Genomic DNA, 18,481 nt, shown 5'->3' with positions numbered 1-18,481 from the left:
GATATATCGTTAAAAATCGTACTTTTGCATTGCAGTAAAAGTAGACGAATGTTCAGAGTCAATAAGCACATATTATTATTAATAGCCGGTTGTGTATGGATCATAGCAGGAATTAATATTCTACGGATCGGAATTCTTACATGGATGCATGATGCCCATTACTCGGTGCTTAAGGTGGGAGAAGCAGTTATCGTATTTTTGTTGTTCCTTAATTTTGTGTTTCTACGTCTTTTCAGGAAGCATAGCGAACGTATTGCCCGAAAGGGAGAAAAAAATTGTCCTTTCTCTTTCTTTGATGTAAAAGGTTGGATTGTGATGATTTTTATGATCACTTTCGGTGTAGGAATCCGTCATTCCCGTATATTGCCTGACTCCTTTATTTCTGTTTTTTATACGGGCCTTTCTTCAGCCCTTATCATAACCGGAATATTATTTCTTATTCAAGGCATGAAGGAACGGCAAAACAGTAAATAATGTTTGTATATTTGCATTCGCATTCAATTGAAAGAATACAGTTAATATATATTTGATGAAAGAGAACGAAATGGTATTCGGCATACGTGCCGTGATAGAGGCTATCCAGGCCGATAAGGAAATAGATAAAATTCTTATAAAGCGCGAGTTGCAGGGAGAGTTGTCCCGTGAACTGTTTGAAGTACTGAAAGGACGTGAGATTCCTGTTCAACGTGTACCGGCAGAGCGTCTCGATCGTTTGACCCGGAAAAATCACCAGGGAGTGATTGCATTTATTCCGGCTGTGACTTATCAGCGTCTGGAAGATATCATACCTTTTGTTTATGAGCAGGGAAAAAGCCCTTTCATCGTACTTTTGGACGGAGTTACCGATGTCCGTAATTTTGGAGCGATAGCCCGTACTTGCGAATGTGCAGGAGTCGATGCTATCGTTATTCCGACAAAAGGAAGCGTCACTGTCAATGCTGATGCGATTAAGACATCTGCCGGAGCCCTGCATGTATTACCCGTTTGTAAAGAGAAGAGCATTTCGGAAGCGATCCGTTTCCTGCAGGCAAGCGGAGTGAAAGTATATGCTGCGAGCGAGAAAGCCTACGAGAACTATACGGCTATCAAATATGCGGGTCCCGTTGCTATCGTAATGGGAGCGGAAGATACAGGTGTCTCGATGGATAACCTGCGTATCTGCGACAGTATGGTGAAGATTCCTCAGTTCGGAACGATCGGTTCACTCAACGTGTCGGTGGCAAGTTCTATCCTTATTTACGAGGTAGTGCGTCAGCGTATGAATGAAGAACAAAACAACTAATAGATAAACACAATGAAAAAAGTTATTGCAACAAAAAATGCACCTGCCGCAATAGGCCCTTACAGCCAGGCAGTACAAGTAGGAAATATGTTATTTGCTTCCGGACAGTTAGGTATCGATCCGGCAACAGGCAACTTCGTGGAAGGTACTGTTAAGGAGCAGACAGCACAGGCATTCAAAAACGTGAAAGCTATCCTGACAGAAGCAGGATACGATATCGACGATGTTGTTAAAACAACCGTATTCCTTGCCGATATGGGTGATTTCGTAGCAATGAATGAAGTATATGCTTCACAGTTTGAAGGAACTTTCCCGGCTCGCTCTGCCGTAGCCGTAAAAACATTACCGAAGAATGGTTTGGTAGAGATTGAAGTGATTGCTGTAAAGGCTTGATAATTGGATGGTGTGTTAAGAAAGTATTTGTTTATATTCCTTAATGTGAGCTTTTGACACACCATCCCATTTTTTACCCACCTCATTACCCTGCTTTCCTTCTATATCTGAAAATTACCGTTAGATACAATTATGTTCATCATAGTTGTGGTGAACTAATTGGTTACAAATTGAAAAAAGGTTTTGTATCGCTTGCGAAGGGTTATACTAAATATCTCAAAGGCTACTTATCGAGTAAGGTTGAGCTTACTTGAGGAGTAGCCTTTGCTTTACTCGAGGAGTAAGATGAAGCTTACTCGATAAGTGGGGTTTGAGTTCACCTAAAATCATATTTTTATGATTCGAAGAACTTTTGTTTTGTCAAACTCTTTTTGGACAAAAAAAGGTTATCGTCTTAAAGATGTGAAAATAAATGGAGTTAGTAAAGGAAAAATCACATCTTATGTTGCAAGCGTTGGCAAAAACTATCAAATAGAACCTATCTGGGAGAAGAAGCCAGAAACTTATACTGTAAAGGTTACTTATTTGGATGGTGGAAATGTAAAAGTAGATGATCAATCCATTACTTATACCGGTCAATCGGTCACAGTATCCGCAGATGCTGATGTGAAAATAACAATAATACCTTATACAGATTATCATATTCAACAAGTTAAGTTAGGAAATGAAGATGTGACTGATCGAGTAAATAATAATGTATTGACTATATTATCAATATCAGCCGATCAAGAAATAGATGTTAAGTTTGAAAAGGATGTACCAAAGACTTATACAGTGAAAATTACTTGTTCAGAAGGTGGAAGTGTAAGAGTCAATGACCAGTTTGTCACTACGGGTCAATCAGTAACAGTTGTTGCTGATTCGAATGTAAAAATTACTGTAATGTCTCAAAATGATTATCATGTTAAGTACATAAAACAGGGGGCAACAGATGTAACCAGTCGGTTAAGTAATAATGTACTAACTATATCATCAATATCAGCCGATCAGGAAATAGACGTTAAGTTTGAAGAGGATGTACCGAAAACTTATACAGTAAAAATTACTTATTCAGAAGGAGGAAGTGCAAAGGTGAATGACCAGTCTATCATTTCAGGTCAATCAGTAACAGTTACAGCAGCTACTGATGTGAAAGTAACTATAATGTTCCAAAATGGGTATCACCTTAAAGAGGTAAAGTTAGGAACAGCAGATGTTACTAGTCAGATAAATAATAACATTCTGATAATTTCATCCGTTTCTTCCAATCAAGAGATAACTATTATTTTTGAAAAAGATGAACCTGTAAGTTATACTTTTCAGGTTTATCTTTTGGGCAATGGAGAGGTTAAAGTGAATGGGCTAACGATACAAATGGAAACTCTGTGTCAGTGCCTGTATCGGAAATTAAATTAGAATTTTTACCAAATGACCAATATTATACGGCAAAGGTTATGCTTGGTTCACAAGACATAACCGATAAGATTGTCAATAATGTATATAAAATAGCTTCTGTTTCTTCAGATATGTCACTTTCTGTGACGTTTGAGAAGATACCAACTTATACATTAAATATTAATATGACAGGAGGAACAGGCTGTATAAAGGTAGAAGATAAAACTATAACGGAATCTGATTGTATATCGGATCTGAAAAAAGGAACTATGTTTAAACTTTATTTTCAGCCAGATAATTCATTCTGCAAATACAATTCCGGATAAAGCATTTTACAATAATCAGACATTACAGTATGTCTATTTACCGTATTCAATAGAAGTTATAGGAAAGCAATCTTTTTCAGGCTCTACTATTTCCACATTCTATTCATTTGAAGGAGAAAAAATAGAATCATTGAGAGAGATAGGAGAAGAAGCTTTTAAGGATTGTAAAAACTTAGTACATTTTCCTTTTTATGTAACTACTATTGAAAGAGCTTCTTTTGAGAATTGTTCGAGTTTGACTTATGTAACTTTACCTATTACACAGGAAATAAAAAGCAGTGCTTTTAAGAAATGTTTGAGTTTAATAGAGTTACCAAGTTTTGAGAATTGTTTGAAAATGCAATCTATAGTATTCCCTCCGAATATCAAACAAGTTCCCTCAAATTTGTTTATTGGATGTAGTTCTCTTCAAAAAGTACATATGACAGAGAGTGTTTCGGTAATAGATGAATATGCATTTAAAGATAGTCCCTCTATTGATTATGTATATTTATCATCCGATAAAGTTCCACAAGTTTCAGAAAATAGCTTTTGTAGTTCTGTTTATCAATCAGCAAGATTGTTTGTTCCGGTAAATAGTTTACAATTTTATAAAGAAGATGCCGTTTGGGGGAAATTTGAAAATATACGTACGAGTGGGATTGCAACAAATTATAGGGTTGAAATGCTTTTGTCAGAAGGAGGAACTGTCGGAATACGACAAAATGAAGATGATTGGGAATATTATTATTATGGTTATATAGAAAGAACAGAATCTTCTCGTATAGAATTTCATATTCGACCCAAACAGGACTATATTATCGAATCTGTTGTCTTAAATGATAAAGATATAACTAATACGTTGGACGAAAACAATGAGTTTGTGATTCCTTATCTAATGGAAAATACTTATTTATCTGTTAAGTTTAAAAAAGATGATCCTACAGCAAATGAAAAGATAGAGGTTTATAAATATGTCTATCGTTCTGCTCCTGGACGTTTATGTTTATCAGGTTTTGAAATAGGAGATTCTGTGTATATTTTCGATGCCGGTGGACGATTAGTTACATCAAAAAAGATTAGTAATAACATAGAAGAAGTGGATTTATCCACAAAAGGTTTATATTTGATTCGTTCGGGAAAAGATTTGTTTAAAGTGATTTTGTAAAAAGAGAAATGATTAAAATGAAAAAAGGTGTATTTAATGTAGGTTTGGTAGAGATCGAAGTGGTCGCTGTAAAGGCTTGATAATCAATATCCAAAAAAACAAGGGACTTTTCAAGTTAAAAGTCAGGACTTTCGTTTTTAAAAGTCCTGTCTTAACATTTCAAAAGTCCCTTACTTTTTATACGGGCATCTGTTATCCTATTCTTTCGTCAGCGGCAAGCCTAAAACTTTGAAGCAGGAATCGCAGTCACTTTCGATGAAATCGACTGTTTTTGTGTCAGCGGGCAGGGGAGGAAAATGCAGTTTAAAAGAATATTCTCCCGATTCGGGCATGGTGAAGCGTTCTTCGGGTGTAATGCCGTCTGCAGATTTCAAAGGAAAATGCGTGCCGTCTTCGGTTTTCAGATACGTATCCTTGCTGATGCTTACCCAATATCCCGGAGCATTGAATGCCTTCATATAAAAGACTGTTTCCGTATCGGTTAGTTCTATTCGGTTGATCTCTATCGTTTCCGTATTGCTGGATTTCTCTATTGGAGACTCGACGATCGTCGTGTTCCCTTCCTTTTTTACAGTCATGATACGTTTTGCCTTGTTTATCCATTTGTTGAGCTTGCGTTTGAGCAATCCTTTGCCGTATCCGTTCCAGGAATGCAGGATAATTCCTTCGGGGGAGATAATGACATAATGAGGTATTCCTCTCACGTTATATTTTGCAGCCAGTCCGCTCATTCCTCCAAAGTCATTCAGGTTTACCCACGGCATATCTTTTGTCTTGGAGACTTCTTTCCAGCCTTTTTCTGTGTCCGTACTCAGACTAATAACGGTTACTTTGTCCTTTTGGGTTTCGAATATCTCTCTCATTTCCGGTAAAGCCATCATACAAGGACCACAACCACGGCTCCAGAAATCAATCAGGAGATATTTTCCTTTGTAATCAGCCAGATGATGGATGTTCCCTGCCAGGTCGTACAAGTCGGCATCTGCCATTTCATCGCCTTCTTTGACTGTAACGGGGGGATATAAATAGACGGAAATTTCTTTACCTATTGCTGATTGTTGCTCGTCATCCGATAGTTTTTCATATAGGGCAAAGACTTCTTTTTTATACGGAAAATCTTTCATGTATTTCATTTCCATACTTAATCCCCGTAATTTGTCCATCCAAATGGTTTCTATAGGTGTTTGCTGCATGATTTCAATCTCTTTTTGGGAGATGATGTGTCTCACCGAATCTTGTTTCTTTTCGAGTTTGCTCATTTCCCTTTTCAGCTTTTCACTATCCTCTGTAGAAAGATTTCCGGATTGCAGAAGAGGTATTTTCTTCATCCTTTCGATGGATAACTCCTGATCCAGATTAGTTTCGTTGATTGTAGCTTGCCTGTATCGGTTCAATATTTGCTGTTCCTTGATAGTACTGGATACATCCCAGGTGCGTAGCAACTTATTATTGCCTCTGACGGTACTGACTGTGTTCGGAGCCACCCATACATCCAGCCAGGTACTGGGAAAATCTTTGTCCCTCGCCATGATCATTAATGCTTCCGGCTTGTCTTCCGCAGTTTTCTCCTTGAAGCAGAAAGATTCATTAAGGACTGTATCCTGGGCGATCGAACTCATGACCCGTCCGTCACTTCGGTAGAGCATTATCACGGTACTGTCTTTTAATCCGGTTACCGTTCCTTTTATTGTAAACTCGTTTTGTGCCTGTGCAGACACCGCCAGAATGAGCGATATGCCTGTAAAAAGTGCTTTTACCATATTTGTATGAATTAAGTAAATGCAATATTACGAATTTTTCGTAATTAACAAGCAGAATAAACGGAATATTATCACTTACCGTCCGAATAATTTGTTGAGTAAATCCTTCTTTCCCATCTTTTGTAATGCCTGGGTAATCTGGCGGCGAAACTCCGGTTTATACCAAAAGAAAAACTGTCGTTGTGCCAGTTTTTGTTCCTTTGTACGGGCGGTATATACTTTTTCCAATGTGTATGGATGATACCCCGTGTAATACATTTCCGTAGCCAGTGTCATGGGTGTAGGAGTGAAGTCCTGTACCTGTTCCAGCTGGAAATGCAGCTTTTTTGTTTCGATAGCCAGGTTGGCCATGTCCATATCCGTACATCCCGGATGGCTGGAAATAAAATACGGTATTAACTGTTGGTTGAGTCCGTATTGTTTGTTGACGCGGTCGAATATCCTTTTAAATTGTCCGAACTGTTCGAAAGATGGCTTGCGCATCATTTTCAGTACGTTATCTTCCGTATGTTCGGGAGCTACCTTCAGACGTCCGGATACGTGCCGGGCGATCAACTCTTCCGTGTAACTCTGTATTGACTTATTCACGATTTCATCGTCATAACGATGCAAAAGAAGGTCGTAGCGTACTCCACTGCCGATAAACGATCGTTTGATACCGGGCAGACGGTCGACAGCTTTGTAGATATCCAGTAGTGGGGTATGGTCTGCATTCAGGTTTTTGCATATGACAGGAGAGATACAGGACGGCTTTTTGCATTTGGCACAGATACTCTGATCCTTGCCTCTCATCTTGTACATATTAGCCGAAGGACCTCCCAAGTCGCTCAGGTTACCTTTGAAATCGGGCATTTCCGTAATTGCTTTTACTTCTTTCAGAATAGACTCTTTGCTTCGGGAAGCAATGAACTTTCCCTGATGTGCAGAGATCGTACAGAAGGCACAACCACCAAAACATCCCCGGTGCATATTTACGGAGAATTTGATCATCTCGAATGCCGGTATCGTTTTCCCTTTGTATTTAGGATGTGGCAGGCGGGTATAAGGCAAATCGAATGAGGCATCCACTTCTGCTTCCGTCATGGGCGGGAAAGGAGGGTTGACGACAATTGTCCGTTTCCCCACCTGCTGGAGGATACGGGATGCATTATATTTATTTGATTCTTCTTCGATATGCCGGAAGTTTTTGGCCTGTTTCAGTTTGTCGGACAAACATTCCTCATGTGAGAAAAGTACGATGTCATCGGGCTTTTTCTCTTCTTTATCAGTCAGGTAAACTGTTTGGCGGATATCTCTCAGTTGATCGAACGATTCTCCTTTCTGCAAGCGGGTGACCAGTTCTCTGATAGGTAATTCGCCCATTCCATAGATCAGCAAATCGGCCGGACTGTCTATTAGAATACCGGGCCGAAGTTTGTCCTGCCAGTAGTCGTAATGAGTCAGTCTGCGTAAAGAAGCCTCGATTCCACCGAGTACGACTGGTATATCAGGATAGAGTTCTTTTAATATTTTGGTATAGACTATGCTAGGGTAATCCGGTCGCATACCTGCCCGTCGATCCGGTGTGTATGCATCATCACTGCGCAACCGTTTGTTGGCAGTGTAATGATTAATCATCGAATCCATCGCACCGGGAGATACACCGAAGAAGAGACGTGGAACTCCCAGCTTTTTGAAATCCCGATAATCTCCACGCCAGTCCGGCTGCGGTACGATCGCGACACGAAGCCCCATAGCCTCGAGCGTACGTCCGATAACGGCAGCGCCAAACGAGGGATGATCCACGTAAGCATCCCCACTAAAAAGAATTACATCTATATAATCCCATCCACGTGCTTCAACTTCTTTTTTAGTTGTAGGCAACCAGGCATCAGGTCTGAAAGTTTTCATGTTGCAAAGGTAGACATTTGGGGTATAACTTTAGCTTATAGGGGATAGAATTTAATGATTGGTATATAAAAAAAGGATCCTTTACCTTTGTAGCCGAAAAGAAAAATATAAGTGAAACAGCAAACATTATCAATAAGATATGTGTTATCCTGGCAAACACAATTATTAAAAACAATACAGTATGAAAGCATTAACAGACGAAAAGCTGACCATTGTAGGTGCAGCAGGTATGATCGGTTCTAACATGGCCCAAACAGCTTTAATGATGGGGTTAACCTCTAATATTTGTCTTTATGATCCTTTTGCTCCGGCTCTGGAAGGTGTAGCAGAAGAAATGTTCCAATCCGGATTTGAATATGCCAATATTACTTACACTTCTGATATCAGCGAGGCATTAAGAGGTGCTAAATATGTCGTTTCATCCGGTGGTGCAGCCCGTAAAGCAGGTATGACCCGCGAAGATTTACTGAAAGGTAATGCCGAAATTGCAGCCCAGTTCGGTAAAGATATACGCTCTTATTGCCCGGATGTAAAGCATGTGGTAGTGATCTTTAATCCGGCCGATATTACCGGATTGATTACCTTGTTATATTCCGGCCTGAAACCTTCACAGGTGAGTACGTTGGCTGCTTTGGACAGTACACGTTTGCAAACAGCACTGGCACAACATTTCGGTATTCGTCAAAACCTGGTGAAAGGATGTCGTACCTATGGAGGACATGGCGAACAAATGGCTGTTTTTGCATCTACTGCGACTGTCGACGGCAAACCACTACTGGATCTGATCGGTACTCCCGAACTGACTGACGAACAGTGGGAAGACCTGAAGGTAAAAGTGATACAAGGAGGAAAACGCATCATCGAACTTCGTGGCCGCTCTTCGTTCCAGAGCCCGTCTTACCTGTCAATCGAAATGATCCGTGCCGCTATGGGTGGTGAATCTTTCCGTTGGCCTGCCGGAACTTATGTGCATACCGGTAAATTCGATCATATCATGATGGCTATGGAAACAGAAATTACCAAAGACGGTATTTTCTATAAAGAAGTAGAAGGTACGCCGAAAGAAAATGCAGAACTGGCGGAAAGTTATGTACACTTGAGTAAGTTGCGTGACGAAGTGATCGGTATGGGTATTATCCCTGAAATTCATTTGTGGCATACATTAAACCCACATATTAAATAAGCAGTTTCTTAATATTATATACGAAGAAAGGAGTGACCGGTTTACCGGCACTCCCTTTCTTTTTTATGGTGTTCTATTTATTATAAATTTCTTTCCGGATACATCGCATCCCACCATTCCGGTTCATCCTTCAGCCATTTGGCGAACCAACTGAAGATCGTGTTCTGCCATTCAAGACGTTTTTTATAGTCGACAACTCCGTGGTTTTCACCGTCTACCTGGATAAATTCGACTGTCTTACCGAGCATTTTTAATGCCAGGAACATCTGGATACTTTCACCGATAGGGACATTGGTGTCCGCATTACCGTGAAGTAACAGGAGAGGAGTCTTTATCTTATCGGCATTGAACAACGGACTCTGTTTGGTAAAGAACTCCGGATTATTCCACGGATAAGTCCCTGTATTGGCAACCGAGCAATAGCCATATCCCCAATAACCTTCTCCCCAGTAACTGCTCAGAGCACTGATACCGGCATGGCTGACTGCTGCCGCAAACAGATCGGTACGTGTTTGTAGATATTGTGTCATAAAACCACCGTAACTGGCTCCTGCACAACCAATCTTTTTAGGATTTACGAAGGAATGTTCTTTACAGAATAATTCCGTACCGCGGATAATTTCTTCGGCTGTTACTTTTCCCCAGGCATTAACGTGGCGGGCGGCAAATTCTTGTCCGAAACCGGTTGTCCCGCTCGGATTAAGCGTGTAGACAACGTAGCCTAATGCTGCGTACATGTGCATGGAGTAGCTGAACTCTAAAGCACGGTTTGTCGGGGATGTGCCACCGTAATAGTAAACGATCATCGGATATTTCTTTGACGGATCGAAGTTCGGTGGCAGGTAATACCGTCCCTGGATAGTTGAACCTTCGGCAGAGGTGAAGTTCCAGTCGTGTACTTCTCCCAATTTGATGTCTTTCAGCTTTTCGGCAGACAGGTCATAGATCAGACGGCTCTTCCCGTTTTTCAAATCAAAGGCATACAGTCGATTGGCGTTGGAAACGCTTTGTCCGTAATAGTACATGACCGGGGCCGTTTCCGCTAATGAATAGTTATAGACTACATCCTCAGAAGTATTCAGTTGCTTGATTTTTCCGTTTGAAGGATTGCAGGTATAAATACGCAGGTAATCCTGATCTTCCGTCTGCATATAGATTTGACCGTCGTATTTGTTCCAGACGGCATTTGTTACGTTCGGATCGAAGTCTTTGGTCAGGGCCGTCGCTTTCCGGGTGGCCGGGTCATAGAGGAACAATTGTCCGTCGTATGTATTTGAGATTTGCCCTTCCTTAATATTTAATCCGATTCCACCGAAAGCATTTCCCGAACCACTAACCAACAACTGTTTCCCATCGGGAGAGAAAGAACCGCCATTTACGTATTTGGCCTTTTCCCAGATGGTGTCGACCGCCATTGTCTGTAAGTCGAGTTTATAAAGGGAATTGCTGGAGAAAGGCAAAGAGGTGTAATCCTGTTCGCTGGTACTGAACAGCAGGTAACGGCTATCCGGACTTACATCGTTGATGTAAGTGCTGTTGTGCCCGAATGTCAACTGTTCGTACAAACCGGATTGCAGGTCATACCGCCAGATGAAGTAACGGTTGCGGAAACCCGGCAGACGGTCGTTGGGTTCGAGGATACGGAGCATGTCGGGGCCATCCTTCGGACCTTCTTCCTGTATGGTGAAAAGGAGGCTTTTTTCGTCAGGCGTGAAGCTGAAACTACCTTCCGGCAAATTGTTTGCCAGTATTTCTTCCTGCATAGTGGCGGGATCGACGGCAACCAACTCTTTTCCTGTTGAGCCTGTACGTGTGAAATACATCTTATTGCTTGTCGGCATCCAGCTGGCTTCCATTATAAATCCTTTATCCTGCAAGAGGATACGTCCGGTTGAAGCATCGCGCAATTGGGCGAAAGATTCACTTTTGCCACCTTCCAGACGGGTATAGTATTTGACCAATACATATTTCCCGTTGGGTGAAACACTGGCTCCACGGAAGTTTGTTCCTTCCAGAACGTCACGCGAAGTATAACGTTTCTCTGGATTGAGGGATGCAATGACTTCGGCCTTTTCACCGCTTTTATAGATCGCTTTTAAGGTAGGAGGACAGGTGTCGTTCTCGGCTGCCAGGTATTTGATCACAACTTCATACCGGTGGGGTTCCATCGTTAATTCGGAAGTGGCACTTACCGGCTTGTTGTTTACATACACGTCGAATGAGCCGGGACCGGAAACTTCCAGTGTCCCTTTAGTATACCGGTCACTGTTCAGATAGAACGAGAAAAGGTGAAGTGCATATCCCTTTTCCGGAGCTTTGAAACGGACCATTCCGGCTGTATCGGCATCCAGAACAGTTGCATTCGACAAGGCCCGGTTAAAAGGCACAGTCGATTTGAGCAGATTCTTTATCTCAAAAGGTTTACCGTTCACATTCAGGCTGTCGGCCATGATCGGTTTGTTCACCGGAATAGGACCGGCGTGCAGGTACTGCATTACTTTTATATCTTCTGTCGCTTGTAAGGTAAAGGCGGAGAAAAGCATTGCAGAGAGAAGGTAGGTACATTTATTCATATAACTTGTGTTTATTGATTGCGTATGCCACTGACCAGGAAAAGATTGTCGGTATCTTCCATATCCTGTATATGGAAGAACGGTTCCATCATTGCGGCTACTTCCCGTACGGGAGGCAGACCGAATGAAATCCGGTTGGCTTGTTTGTTGTGGTGCCCGTTGATCGATTCGCGTCCTTCGCTATGGCAGATCACGAGTTCCCCACCGGGAACAAGCAATCCGGCCAGATGGGCGATCAGTTTTTCCGGCTGTTCAAAATGAGGAAATACACTGTAGGCTATGATGAAGTCGAACTGTTCATCTTTCAGATCCATCACATCCATACAGCGGAAATCGACCGTATCCACCCCATATTTATTGCGGGCCTGCTCGATCATCCGGGGAGAAATATCTATCCCTGTGATATGGGCAGGGGAATAAGTAAGTAGATATTGTTCCAGTATACCTGTTCCGCATCCCACATCTAATATCTTCAGCCCTTTATGCAAGGTGGTATGTTCCAGTATATAAGTGATCTTTTCGGGATCATGGTAACAAAGTTCGTCCCACCGATCGGCTAGGGCATCGAAGAAACCGGCTATTATATTCATGTTAATTGCCCCTCCCAGACAAAGCAACCGGAAAACTGCTCTTTCAGGTGAATCGGATTTTCAAACAGTCCGAATACGGAAGAGCCTGACCCGGACATAGATGCATATACGGCCCCCGCCTGGTAAAGCGTTTCTTTGATTTGTCCGATAACCGGATGTTTGGTGAATACGCTTTGTTCAAAATCATTTATCATCAACTTTTTCCATTCGGAAACGGGCCTGTTTATAATCTCCTTAAGAGATTGAGCCGGGGCTGCCGGTGTGACCAGTGAATAGGCTTCGGGAGTGGATACCGCTACATCGGGTTTTACCAGACAGAGATGATAATCTTTCAACGATAGCTCGACAGGTTCAAAAATATTTCCCGTACCTGTAGCAAAGACAGGTGTGTTACGGATAAAGAAAGGACAGTCGGCACCGATGGTCGCTGCTAACTTCTCCAGTTCTTCCGGTTGTATATTCAACTGACAGAAGTCATTCAACAGTTTCAACATGAAAGCGGCATCAGCCGATCCTCCGCCTAGCCCGGCACCGAAAGGGATTGCTTTCAGTAAATGGACTTCCAAAGCCGGAATATCATATTGGGTTTTAAGCAGGTTCAATGCTTTTATTACCAGGTTCTTTTCCATAGGGGCATCTACTTGTATGCCGGTTTGGGTGAAAGATAACTCATTCGCACTTACTATTTCAAGTGCGTCTTTCACGGGTATGGGATAGAATACAGTTTCAATATTATGATAACCGTCCGGTCGCTTATTGACGACGTTTAGACCCAGGTTTATTTTGGCATTAGGAAAACAAATCATAGATAGAGTTTTTTAATTATGTTTTGTAGACAAACGTAGACAAAATAATCTTTATAAGCAAGTTGTTTTGCTTGGTTTTGTGTCGTTCATATAGGTGATGTGTTAGGGATGGCTTTATTATTCTTTTTTGGAAATAAGGAAGCGTTGATTTCTCGAAATATTGATTATCTTCGCCGCGTGCTAATTTAATTCTAATCGACAAATTCAAGAAAATGAAACGAATCGTTTTTTTAGACTATGTACGCGTGTTTGCCTGCTTCCTTGTTATGGTCGTTCACGCCAGTGAAAATTTTTATGGTGCTCCCGGATCCACAGACATGGCGGGGCCGCAATCCTTTTTAGCTAATGAGGCAGACCGGCTGTGGGTGGCTGTGTATGACGGTTTCTCACGTATGGCAGTTCCCCTGTTTATGATTGTCTCCGCCTTTCTTCTTGCACCGATGAAAGAAGGACAGACCATGTGGCAATTTTACCGCCAGCGTTGTATCCGTATCCTGCCGCCATTTTTCATATTCATGATATTATACAGTACTTTGCCTATGTTGTGGGGGCAGATAGATGGAGAAACGTCAATAAAGGATTTATCGCGAATATTGCTGAATTTCCCTACGTTGGCCGGGCACTTATGGTTTATGTATCCTCTGATCAGCCTTTATCTCTTTATACCTATCATATCACCCTGGCTGAGTAAAGCTACGGCGAAGGAAGAACGCTTCTTTATCGGACTGTTCCTGTTAACGACATGTATACCGTATCTCAACCGCTGGTGCGGTGAAGTGTGGGGGCAGTGTTTCTGGAACGAATACCATATGTTGTGGTACTTCTCCGGTTATCTGGGATATCTTGTTCTGGCACATTACATACGTGTTCATCTTACTTGGGATCGCTCCAAACGTCTTGCCATAGGATTCGTCCTGATGGTCGTAGGGGCTGCACTGACCATCTATTCGTTCTATGTCCAGGCTATACCCGGAGAACTTCATATTACTCCCGTAATAGAAATAGGATGGGCTTTCTGTACGATCAACTGTGTGCTTCTTACCGCGGGCACATTCCTTATGTTCACATGTATAGACCGTCTGAAGGCTCCAAAGCTGATAACAGAAATGTCGAAACTCAGCTATGGTATGTACCTTATGCATATATTCTGGCTCGGATTATGGGTAACGGTGTTCAAGCAAACTTTGGCATTGCCGACTGTTGCCGCCATACCCAGCATTGCTGTGAGTACTTTCGTCAGCTGTTATGTAACGACAAAGATTCTTTCGTTCTTACCCGGTAGTAAATGGATAATCGGAGATTAAGATAATGGAAGTGTTTTAGTATAAAAAAAGTCCCGGTATTTTACTCGCAGAAGAAAATACCGGGACTTTTTTATGATTACCTTAGTTCATTAAGGCTCTGCAATCGTTTCTTCTGCGAGGATACGTGCTTTATCGGCATCGCTCTGGATATTGGGCTGTTCCAGACCGTAATGTTTGATTTTATCTTCACGCTTTAACAGTAAAGCGATGATCAATGCCAACACACCGAAACAGGTAAAGATTGCCATTGGCAGCGTATAATCGTAGGCCGGCTTTCCGGTACCGTTGTCGATCTTGCAATAGGTATCCAATACCCATCCGATCAGAAGTGGAACCATACTTAATCCGATATTCTGAACCCAGAAGATCAGGGCATAAGCCGTACCCAACTGCTTTTCCGGGATGATCTTCGGAACGGAAGGCCACATGGCTGACGGAACCAGGGAGAAAGCAATACCCAATACGACCATAACGATGGTAGCAAACCACCATTCGTTGAGGATCGGCAAAGTGAACAGCAAATGAACACCTATCAGCATTAATGCACCGTAGATCATGATAGTAGCTCCTTTTCCTTTACGGTCGTACAGGTTTCCGAAGAACGGTGTCAACAGGATCGTACCGAAAGGCAGGATGGCAGGAATGTTACCCGCCAGATCGGGGCTTACATTGTATTTATTGACCATTAGGTCTGTCGCATATTTCAGGAAGGGGAATACGGCTGAATAGAACAGTACGCAAAGCAGGGCGACTAACCAGAAACCTTTGTTGGTAACGATCAATACGATATCTTTCAGACGGAACGGTTCTTCCTCTTCAGCCTGTTCCATTGCATCCATTGAACTATCGAGTTTGCGGTCCATCACACAGAATACAAGGAATGCGATCAGACCGATACACAACATACAAAGGCAAAGCAGGATAGGAGCGGAGATGCTACCGAAGAATTTCGCTGCCGGAACAGTGACCGATAATGCCAATGCCGTACCCAGACGTGCCGTAGCCATTTCCAGCCCCATAGCCAATGCCATTTCTTTTCCTTTGAACCATCGTACGATGATCTTGGAAACAGTGATTCCGGCTGTTTCCACACCCACACCGAAGATTGCATAACCGAGGGCAGCCACCATTACCTGGGCTTTCCAGCCGAACAATTCACCATCCATTGTGAAGAAGTCGGAGATTGCATAATATTTAAGTGAACAACCGACGATCATTAATACACAGGCACCGACTCCGGTAAAACGGACACCCATCTTATCCAGTACGATCCCTCCGATGATCAACATGAAAAGAAAAACGTTGAACCAACCGTAGGCGCTTGTGAAGAAGCCGTATTCTGTACTGCTCCAGGAAAGTTGTTCTTCCAGCATCGGTTTAAGCGGGGCCATCACATCGGTGAGGAAATATCCGCAAAGCATGGTAAATGCGACGAGCGCGAGTACGCTCCATCGAGCGACTTTTGAGTCGCTCAGTTTCTGGTGAATTTGTTCAATCATGATATTTGTTTTAATTAAGTTATATTACTTGTCTTCTTTCTTAAAGAGGGGGAGTGCATCGGCTACGATAAATGTACTTCCTCCGATAAAGATCGTATCCTCTTCATGAGCCCGTTCCAAAGCCCGTGCAACGGCATCGGCTACGCTGTCACAGATAACTCCGCTAAGTCCGTGTCCAACCGCCATCGCTGCAAAATCGGTGGCAGACATGGCTCGTGCAACCGATGCCTGGGTGAAATAATAGAAGGCGTCTTTGGGCATCAGTTCCAGTACGCCGTTAATATCCTTGTCGTTTACCATTCCGACGATCATGTGAGTTTGTCGTGAATGTTTTATTACTTCATTCAGTTGTATATTCAGGTATTCCCAGCCCCCTATGTTATGGCCTGTGTCGCATATCACCTTCGGTTTTTCCTGTAAGGTCTGCCAACGTCCCATTAATCCGGTCAGTTCTACCACACGTTCGAAACCTTCCCGCACCGCTTCCTGTGGAATATCGACTCCCACACTTTCGAGCAGGTTGAGGGCTGCCAATACGGTTTTTGCATTCCTTACCTGTACTACACCGCCCAGTTCTCCGAACAATTGTCCGTATTCAACGGAATCGAGGTACCATTCGCCGGTATCCATCAGGTAAGACTCTCCGAGCAAATCCTCTTCAGAAGCAAAATACACCAGTGTCTCGTTTTTGACAGCTGCTTCGGAAAATACTTTGGCCACGCTGTGAGTATACACTTCTCCGACCAATGCAGGTACATTCGGTTTGATGATTCCCGCTTTTTCGAAAGCGATCTTCTCGACCGTGTCGCCCAGAAACTGGGTATGGTCGAGACTGATGTTCGTTATGATGCTCAGAATCGGAGTAATGATGTTCGTACTGTCCAGGCGTCCGCCCATACCGACTTCAATAACGGCGAAGTCTACCTTCTCGGCACGGAAATAATCGAAAGCCATGGTAGAAGTCAGTTCAAAGAAGGAGGGATGAAGAGGCTCGAAGGTGCTACGGTGGCGTTCAACAAAATCTACAACATATTCCTGTGGAATCATTTTTCCGTTGACGCGGATACGTTCGCGGAAATCAATCAGGTGGGGAGAGGTGAAAAGTCCTACTTTATATCCGGCCTGCCGGAGAATCGCGGCCAATAAGTGGCTGACGGAACCTTTACCGTTTGTCCCCGCTACGTGAATCGTTTTATAGGTTTTATGCGGATTACCCAGATAGTTGTCCAGTGCGATACTGGTGTCTAATCCCGGCTTGTAAGCGGAAGCTCCGCTGTGCTGAAATACCGGAATGCTTGTATATAGATAGTGAAGCGTTTCTTCGTAAGTCATGCTGTTCGTTTTTATAATTGGCAAAAGTAGTTAATTTTATTTATACCTTTGCACCCTGTTAATATAAAAATAAGAGTAGAAAGGAGATGAATAAACAACGTGTAGCTTATACTCCGAGCGGTGGAGTATGTTCTAAAATGATGATTGTGGATGCGGAAGATAACATTATTACCGGCGTGCAGATTGTAGGCGGTTGCCAGGGTAATACGCAGGGATTGAGTAAACTCTTGATCGGTATGGGAGTACAGGATGCCATCCGACGGCTGGAAGGTATCGACTGCCGCGAACGGGGTACCTCCTGTCCGGATCAGTTGGCACAGGCCTTAAAGAAAATCAATCAATAATCAGCTTGTATCCGATTCCCCGGACGTTCAGTATCTTTATCGATTCGTCTTTCGATAGTTTGTGCCGCAGTTTCGTAATAAAGACGTGCAGACTGCGGGCGTTGAAGAATGAGTCGTCGCCCCAAAGGTCTAATAGTACGTCTTTCATCGGCAATACGTGGTCTTTGTTTTCGCAAAGCCGTTTGAGTATTTCCGATTCACGGTTGCTCAGGAGCTGTTTCTCTCCGCAATAGAGGAGCGTTTGCGTGATCGCATCGAAGGTATATTGTCCGAGATTAAAGGTCGATTTTTCTTCCTTCCGGACAGTGATCTTGTTCAACAGGGCTTTGATACGGACGATCAGCTCCGCCATACCGAAAGGCTTTTTCAGGTAATCGTTGCCACCCAGCTCGAAACCTTCGACTACATCATTGGCAGAGGAACGGGCAGAAAGGAAAAGGACCGGTATCTGGCTGTCTGTTTTACGGATATGCCGTATCAGGGTGAAGCCGTCTATTTTAGGCATCATGATGTCGGTCACGATAATATCCGGTTTGATCTCTTTGTAAAGCGCCAGTCCTTCTTCACCGTTGGCTGCCAATACGATGTCGAATTCTTCACCGTCCAGCGTATCCTTGATGATCATTGCCAGTGTCGGCTCGTCTTCTACTAATAAAACTTTTATCTTTGCCATTGTCT

The 18,481-nt window shown here is 42.8% G+C and carries 17 protein-coding genes; 9 read left to right on the top strand and 8 right to left on the bottom strand.

From position 1 onward, the window contains the following. Window positions 1-48 precede the first annotated feature (48 nt). The 6 genes from M1P97_RS05845 to M1P97_RS05820 all read left to right on the top strand — a co-directional run bounded on the left by M1P97_RS05845 (window position 49) and on the right by M1P97_RS05820 (window position 4,522). Complete coding sequence (locus M1P97_RS05845; protein ID WP_195373860.1) at window positions 49-474, top strand: hypothetical protein; 426 nt, start codon at window positions 49-51, stop codon at window positions 472-474. A gap of 55 nt (window positions 475-529) precedes the next feature. Continuing rightward, window positions 530-1,282 carry a 23S rRNA (guanosine(2251)-2'-O)-methyltransferase RlmB gene (gene rlmB / locus M1P97_RS05840; protein ID WP_249388633.1) on the top strand — a complete coding sequence of 251 codons (753 nt, stop codon included), beginning with the start codon at window positions 530-532 and terminating at the stop codon, window positions 1,280-1,282. Window positions 1,283-1,294: 12 nt separating this feature from the next. Continuing rightward, on the top strand, window positions 1,295-1,675 hold the full coding sequence (locus M1P97_RS05835; protein ID WP_249388632.1) for a RidA family protein: 381 nt from the start codon (window positions 1,295-1,297) through the stop codon (window positions 1,673-1,675). A gap of 336 nt (window positions 1,676-2,011) precedes the next feature. After that, entirely contained in the window at window positions 2,012-3,070 is a 1,059-nt protein-coding gene (locus M1P97_RS05830; RefSeq protein ID WP_249388631.1) for an InlB B-repeat-containing protein, read from the top strand. Continuing rightward, on the top strand, window positions 3,046-3,375 hold the full coding sequence (locus tag M1P97_RS05825; RefSeq protein ID WP_249388630.1) for a hypothetical protein: 330 nt from the start codon (window positions 3,046-3,048) through the stop codon (window positions 3,373-3,375). Before M1P97_RS05830 ends, M1P97_RS05825 begins: the two co-directional genes overlap by 25 nt. Continuing rightward, window positions 3,332-4,522 carry a leucine-rich repeat domain-containing protein gene (locus tag M1P97_RS05820; protein WP_317242474.1) on the top strand — a complete coding sequence of 397 codons (1,191 nt, stop codon included), beginning with the start codon at window positions 3,332-3,334 and terminating at the stop codon, window positions 4,520-4,522. The genes M1P97_RS05825 and M1P97_RS05820 overlap by 44 nt, the downstream gene beginning before the upstream one ends. Before the next feature lie 197 nt (window positions 4,523-4,719). Here M1P97_RS05820 and M1P97_RS05815 read toward each other — a convergent pair whose 3' ends face one another. After that, on the bottom strand, window positions 4,720-6,282 hold the full coding sequence (locus M1P97_RS05815; protein ID WP_195375072.1) for a TlpA family protein disulfide reductase: 1,563 nt from the start codon (window positions 6,280-6,282) through the stop codon (window positions 4,720-4,722). Window positions 6,283-6,357: 75 nt separating this feature from the next. Beyond that, a complete protein-coding gene (locus M1P97_RS05810; protein ID WP_249388629.1) occupies window positions 6,358-8,172 on the bottom strand; it encodes a YgiQ family radical SAM protein in 1,815 nt (604 codons plus the stop codon). Between the two features lie 181 nt (window positions 8,173-8,353). On the opposite strand from M1P97_RS05810, the gene M1P97_RS05805 reads away from it, so the two are divergent. After that, window positions 8,354-9,355, top strand: a complete 1,002-nt coding sequence (locus tag M1P97_RS05805; protein ID WP_075557631.1) for a malate dehydrogenase — start codon at window positions 8,354-8,356, stop codon at window positions 9,353-9,355. Window positions 9,356-9,435: 80 nt separating this feature from the next. On the opposite strand, the gene M1P97_RS05800 is transcribed toward M1P97_RS05805, so the two are convergent. From M1P97_RS05800 to ispE, 3 genes are read right to left on the bottom strand one after another with little or no spacing between them, the layout of a single operon-like run. Next, window positions 9,436-11,928 carry a S9 family peptidase gene (locus M1P97_RS05800; RefSeq protein ID WP_249388628.1) on the bottom strand — a complete coding sequence of 831 codons (2,493 nt, stop codon included), beginning with the start codon at window positions 11,926-11,928 and terminating at the stop codon, window positions 9,436-9,438. An 11-nt stretch (window positions 11,929-11,939) separates the two neighbouring features. After that, window positions 11,940-12,518, bottom strand: coding sequence for a class I SAM-dependent methyltransferase (locus tag M1P97_RS05795; protein WP_249388627.1), 579 nt, complete (start codon window positions 12,516-12,518; stop codon window positions 11,940-11,942). Further along, window positions 12,515-13,324 carry a 4-(cytidine 5'-diphospho)-2-C-methyl-D-erythritol kinase gene (ispE, locus tag M1P97_RS05790; RefSeq protein WP_195375067.1) on the bottom strand — a complete coding sequence of 270 codons (810 nt, stop codon included), beginning with the start codon at window positions 13,322-13,324 and terminating at the stop codon, window positions 12,515-12,517. Before ispE ends, M1P97_RS05795 begins: the two co-directional genes overlap by 4 nt. Before the next feature lie 212 nt (window positions 13,325-13,536). Here ispE and M1P97_RS05785 point away from each other — a divergent pair, with 212 nt between their 5' ends. Continuing rightward, a complete protein-coding gene (locus M1P97_RS05785; protein ID WP_249388626.1) occupies window positions 13,537-14,628 on the top strand; it encodes an acyltransferase in 1,092 nt (363 codons plus the stop codon). 89 nt (window positions 14,629-14,717) lie between these two features. Here the strand turns inward: M1P97_RS05785 and M1P97_RS05780 are convergent, their stop codons facing one another. Beyond that, window positions 14,718-16,127, bottom strand: coding sequence for an MFS transporter (locus M1P97_RS05780; protein ID WP_249388625.1), 1,410 nt, complete (start codon window positions 16,125-16,127; stop codon window positions 14,718-14,720). Window positions 16,128-16,151: 24 nt separating this feature from the next. Next, the gene (locus M1P97_RS05775) at window positions 16,152-17,459 is read right to left on the bottom strand and encodes a bifunctional folylpolyglutamate synthase/dihydrofolate synthase (RefSeq protein WP_249388624.1); all 1,308 of its coding nucleotides are present in this window, start codon (window positions 17,457-17,459) and stop codon (window positions 16,152-16,154) included. 86 nt (window positions 17,460-17,545) lie between these two features. Between M1P97_RS05775 and M1P97_RS05770 the strand changes: the two genes are divergently transcribed. Continuing rightward, window positions 17,546-17,803 (top strand): TIGR03905 family TSCPD domain-containing protein, encoded by a 258-nt coding sequence (locus M1P97_RS05770; protein WP_195375063.1) that lies wholly within the window; start codon window positions 17,546-17,548, stop codon window positions 17,801-17,803. Here M1P97_RS05770 and M1P97_RS05765 read toward each other — a convergent pair. Then, window positions 17,793-18,476 carry a response regulator transcription factor gene (locus tag M1P97_RS05765; RefSeq protein ID WP_195375062.1) on the bottom strand — a complete coding sequence of 228 codons (684 nt, stop codon included), beginning with the start codon at window positions 18,474-18,476 and terminating at the stop codon, window positions 17,793-17,795. The genes M1P97_RS05770 and M1P97_RS05765 overlap by 11 nt on opposite strands. Window positions 18,477-18,481 lie beyond the last annotated feature (5 nt).

The sequence above is a fragment of the Parabacteroides leei genome, from assembly GCF_023369805.1.
Taxonomy (GTDB): domain Bacteria; phylum Bacteroidota; class Bacteroidia; order Bacteroidales; family Tannerellaceae; genus Parabacteroides; species Parabacteroides leei.
The sequence above is the reverse complement of the archived record's forward strand: the minus strand, read 5'-3'. Positions and strand labels throughout refer to the sequence as shown.

What these genes read in the sequence shown, in the direction of transcription:
- M1P97_RS05845 (WP_195373860.1), top strand. Translation starts at nt 49, where the DNA reads ATGTTCAGAGTCAATAAGCACATATTATTATTAATAGCCGGTTGTGTA.
- rlmB (WP_249388633.1), top strand. Translation starts at nt 530, where the DNA reads ATGAAAGAGAACGAAATGGTATTCGGCATACGTGCCGTGATAGAGGCT.
- M1P97_RS05835 (WP_249388632.1), top strand. Translation starts at nt 1,295, where the DNA reads ATGAAAAAAGTTATTGCAACAAAAAATGCACCTGCCGCAATAGGCCCT.
- M1P97_RS05830 (WP_249388631.1), top strand. Translation starts at nt 2,012, where the DNA reads ATGATTCGAAGAACTTTTGTTTTGTCAAACTCTTTTTGGACAAAAAAA.
- M1P97_RS05815 (WP_195375072.1), bottom strand. Translation starts at nt 6,282, where the DNA reads ATGGTAAAAGCACTTTTTACAGGCATATCGCTCATTCTGGCGGTGTCT.
- M1P97_RS05810 (WP_249388629.1), bottom strand. Translation starts at nt 8,172, where the DNA reads ATGAAAACTTTCAGACCTGATGCCTGGTTGCCTACAACTAAAAAAGAA.
- M1P97_RS05805 (WP_075557631.1), top strand. Translation starts at nt 8,354, where the DNA reads ATGAAAGCATTAACAGACGAAAAGCTGACCATTGTAGGTGCAGCAGGT.
- M1P97_RS05800 (WP_249388628.1), bottom strand. Translation starts at nt 11,928, where the DNA reads ATGAATAAATGTACCTACCTTCTCTCTGCAATGCTTTTCTCCGCCTTT.
- M1P97_RS05795 (WP_249388627.1), bottom strand. Translation starts at nt 12,518, where the DNA reads ATGAATATAATAGCCGGTTTCTTCGATGCCCTAGCCGATCGGTGGGAC.
- ispE (WP_195375067.1), bottom strand. Translation starts at nt 13,324, where the DNA reads ATGATTTGTTTTCCTAATGCCAAAATAAACCTGGGTCTAAACGTCGTC.
- M1P97_RS05785 (WP_249388626.1), top strand. Translation starts at nt 13,537, where the DNA reads ATGAAACGAATCGTTTTTTTAGACTATGTACGCGTGTTTGCCTGCTTC.
- M1P97_RS05780 (WP_249388625.1), bottom strand. Translation starts at nt 16,127, where the DNA reads ATGATTGAACAAATTCACCAGAAACTGAGCGACTCAAAAGTCGCTCGA.
- M1P97_RS05775 (WP_249388624.1), bottom strand. Translation starts at nt 17,459, where the DNA reads ATGACTTACGAAGAAACGCTTCACTATCTATATACAAGCATTCCGGTA.
- M1P97_RS05770 (WP_195375063.1), top strand. Translation starts at nt 17,546, where the DNA reads ATGAATAAACAACGTGTAGCTTATACTCCGAGCGGTGGAGTATGTTCT.
- M1P97_RS05765 (WP_195375062.1), bottom strand. Translation starts at nt 18,476, where the DNA reads ATGGCAAAGATAAAAGTTTTATTAGTAGAAGACGAGCCGACACTGGCA.